Consider the following 2,872-nt stretch of genomic DNA (forward strand, 5'->3'; position numbering starts at 1 on the left):
CTGTTCGCCCACGGCAACGCCTCGCCCGCCGCCGCCCGCCTCACCGGCTCGGTGCTCGCCGTCCACGGCCTCGCCCTCGTCCCGTTCGCCGGCTACCAGATCATGGTGCGGGTCTTCTACGCGCTCGGCGACACCCGCACCCCGGCTCTGCTGAGCGTCGGCGTCTCCGCCGTCACCGTCGCCGCCGGCCTGACCGCCGCGCGACTCGCGCCCGGACCGAACGTGGTCATCGCCCTCGCCGCCTGCTCCGCCGTCGCCTACACCGCGGGGATGCTCCTCACGGCCCAGATGCTGCGCCGCCGGATCGGCAGAGTCGACGGACACCGCCTTCTCGGCACCCACACCCGGATGCTCGCCGCGGCGATCGTCGCGGGTCTGGCCGCGGCCGTCGTCAACCGCGTCCTCGGCGCCAGGCTCGGGACGGACTGGACCGGCTCGCTCGTCACCCTCTGCACCGCGGCCGCGATCGGCGCCGCCCTCTACGGCCTGGCCGCGCGGGCCTTGCGCATCACCGAGTTCAGAGCCCTCACCGCCGCCCTCCGGTGGCCGGTCAGGTCTTGACGGCGAGGCCGCCGTACATCGAGACCATGGAGTCCTCCACGAGCAGCGCCCGTTCGTCGGGCCGCCACCGGTGCACCGGCACCACACCCGGCTCGATGAGCTCGAACCCGGTGAAGAACTCCTCGATCTGCGCCCTGGTACGGGCCTTGGACATGATGCCGCGCCGGTTGTACTGGGCGACGGCCTCGCTCACCAGCCGGCTCGGCGCGCTGTCCAGCGTGATGGTGGACAGGGCCAGGAAGCTGCCCGGCGGCAGCGGCTTCATCAGGTGCTCGATGATCGAGCGCACGTCGGAGTCGTCGGGGACGAAGTGCACCACGGCGATCAGGCACAGCGCGACGGGACGGGTGAAGTCGAAGGTGTCGCGGACCTCGGCCGAGCCGATGATGGCGTCCGGGTCGTTCAGGTCGGCCTGGATGTAGCGGGTTCTGCCCTCCGGGCTGCTGGTGAGCAGGGCGCGGGCGTGGACGAGGACGAGCGGATCGTTGTCCACGTAGACGACCCGGGCGGCGGGGTCGGCCTGCTGGGCCACCTCGTGCAGGTTGGGCGAGGTGGGCAGCCCGGTGCCGATGTCGATGAACTGGTCGACGCCGCGCTCGGCCGCCAGGTGGCGGGTCACCCTGACCATGAAGTCGCGGTTGGCGCGTACGGACGTCGGCATGTAGGGGGCGATCTTGATGACCTCCTCGGCCGCCGTGCGGTCGGCCGCGAAGTTGTCCTTGCCCCCCAGGAGGTAGTCGTAGACCCGCGCCGAGTGCGGCACGTTCGTCCTGAGATCGACCCCCGCCCGCCTGTCGCCGGCCACCCCCGCACCTCCGTGTTGATCAACTGCCATGTGCCCCACGTTAGCGGGATTCAGGGGGTGGAATCCGGCGATTCCCACCTGGAACAACAACATCCTGGACTCAGCCAGTAGAGGGCTTGCTCTTCCTGCGGGCGCGGCGGTCGGGGACGGGGGAGCGGCCCGCGGAATGGTCGGCGAACGCCTCGGCCGCCTTGGCGGGGTCGCCGTCGCGCAGCAGCGAGACCAGGCGGCCGTGCTCGTCGGCCATCGCGTGCCAGTCGCCGTCGAAGAGCGGGTCGGCGATGGCGCGCAGCGCGCGCAGGCTCGGTTCGAGGACCTCCCACATCCGGGTCAGGAACGGGTTCCCCGCGATCTGGCTGACCCTGGTGTGGAAGGCGATGTCGATGTCGCGGAACCTGCCGACGTCGTTCATCGCCACGGCCTGGTGCATCTGCTCGACCAGCTCCTCCAGCTCGCGGAGCTGGTCGTCGGTGACGTGCCCGGCGGCGAGCTGGGCGGCGAGGCGTTCGAGCGGCTCGCGCACCTGGCGGGCGTACTCGGCGTGCTCGGTGGAGATCTCGACGACGAAGTTGCCGCGGCGCGGCACGTGCACGAGCAGCCCCTCGCGGGCCAGCTGCTTGACGGCCTCGCGAACCGGCGCTTGACTCACGCCCAGACGGCGTGCGATCTCCGACTCCACCACGCGCTCGTTCGGCGCGAGGTCGCCCTCGACGATGGCCTGGCGGAGCAGCTCGTACACCCGATCGGAGATCAAGGTGGGACGGACCGAGTCTTTGCTCGTGGCCAGTCTGGAGGCGAAGTCACTGTTGGCTTGCCGTGTCGATGCCATGAAGTCCTCATCATGCGATCTCGCGCGTCCCCGATCCCCGCTGTCATGATACGCGATCATCGGTTAGCAGGTATCGATTGCAGCCGGTCCGCCAGCCAGGCGAGCTTGACGGCCTCGTGCGCCGGGCCGCCGCCCTCGTGGTCGTTGAACGGGTAGACGCTGATCCGCTTGCGCGCCTCGGGCAGGTCGTGGAGCGCGCCGTAGTGGTTGAAGGCCGCGTACACCGTCGAGGGCGGGCAGATGCGGTCCATGAGGCCGACGGAGAAGAGCGTCGGCGCGTTGGCCCGGCGGGCGAGCGTCGCGCCGTCGAAGTACGACAGGGTGCGCATCGCCGTCTCGGCGTGTTCCCGGTGTAGCTTCACGAACCGGGTGAACTCCACGTACGGCGGCTGGTCGGTGAAGGTCGTCGCCCGCCCGAAGTGGCACAGGAACGGCACGTCCGGCATGACGGCCACGAGGTCGGGGACGAGCCCGGCCACGGCCAGGGCGATCCCGCCGCCCTGGCTGGTCCCGGTCACCGCGATCCTGGACGCGTCCACCTCCGGATGCGTGCGCACCGCCGCGACGGCCCGCACGGCGTCGGTGTACAGGCGGCGGTAGTAGTACCGCTCGGGGTCGAGCACGCCGCGGGTCAGGAAACCGGGGGCCGCGACGTCGCCGGTCGCGGGATCGGGGTC

The 2,872-nt window shown here is 71.1% G+C and carries 4 protein-coding genes; 1 reads left to right on the top strand and 3 read right to left on the bottom strand.

Features of this window, described 5'->3' with window-relative positions; genetic code table 11:
• On the top strand, nucleotides 1–561 hold a 561-nt coding region (locus ACWCSD_RS50910; protein WP_449926814.1), incomplete at its 5' end, for a lipid II flippase MurJ.
• Here ACWCSD_RS50910 and ACWCSD_RS50915 read toward each other — a convergent pair.
• The 3 genes from ACWCSD_RS50915 to ACWCSD_RS50925 form a co-directional block, all read right to left on the bottom strand.
• Nucleotides 551–1,396 carry an SAM-dependent methyltransferase gene (locus ACWCSD_RS50915; protein WP_449926818.1) on the bottom strand — a complete coding sequence of 282 codons (846 nt, stop codon included), beginning with the start codon at nucleotides 1,394–1,396 and terminating at the stop codon, nucleotides 551–553. The genes ACWCSD_RS50910 and ACWCSD_RS50915 overlap by 11 nt on opposite strands.
• A 70-nt stretch (nucleotides 1,397–1,466) precedes the next feature.
• The gene (locus ACWCSD_RS50920; RefSeq protein WP_449926821.1) at nucleotides 1,467–2,195 is read right to left on the bottom strand and encodes a GntR family transcriptional regulator; all 729 of its coding nucleotides are present in this window, start codon (nucleotides 2,193–2,195) and stop codon (nucleotides 1,467–1,469) included.
• 56 nt (nucleotides 2,196–2,251) lie between these two features.
• Nucleotides 2,252–2,872, bottom strand: a 621-nt coding sequence (locus ACWCSD_RS50925; protein ID WP_449926824.1) for an acetylxylan esterase, incomplete at its 5' end; no start/stop codon positions are given.

The organism is Nonomuraea sp. NPDC001684, from assembly GCF_053596515.1.

What these genes read in the sequence shown, in the direction of transcription:
- ACWCSD_RS50915 (WP_449926818.1), bottom strand. Translation starts at nt 1,396, where the DNA reads ATGGCAGTTGATCAACACGGAGGTGCGGGGGTGGCCGGCGACAGGCGG.
- ACWCSD_RS50920 (WP_449926821.1), bottom strand. Translation starts at nt 2,195, where the DNA reads ATGGCATCGACACGGCAAGCCAACAGTGACTTCGCCTCCAGACTGGCC.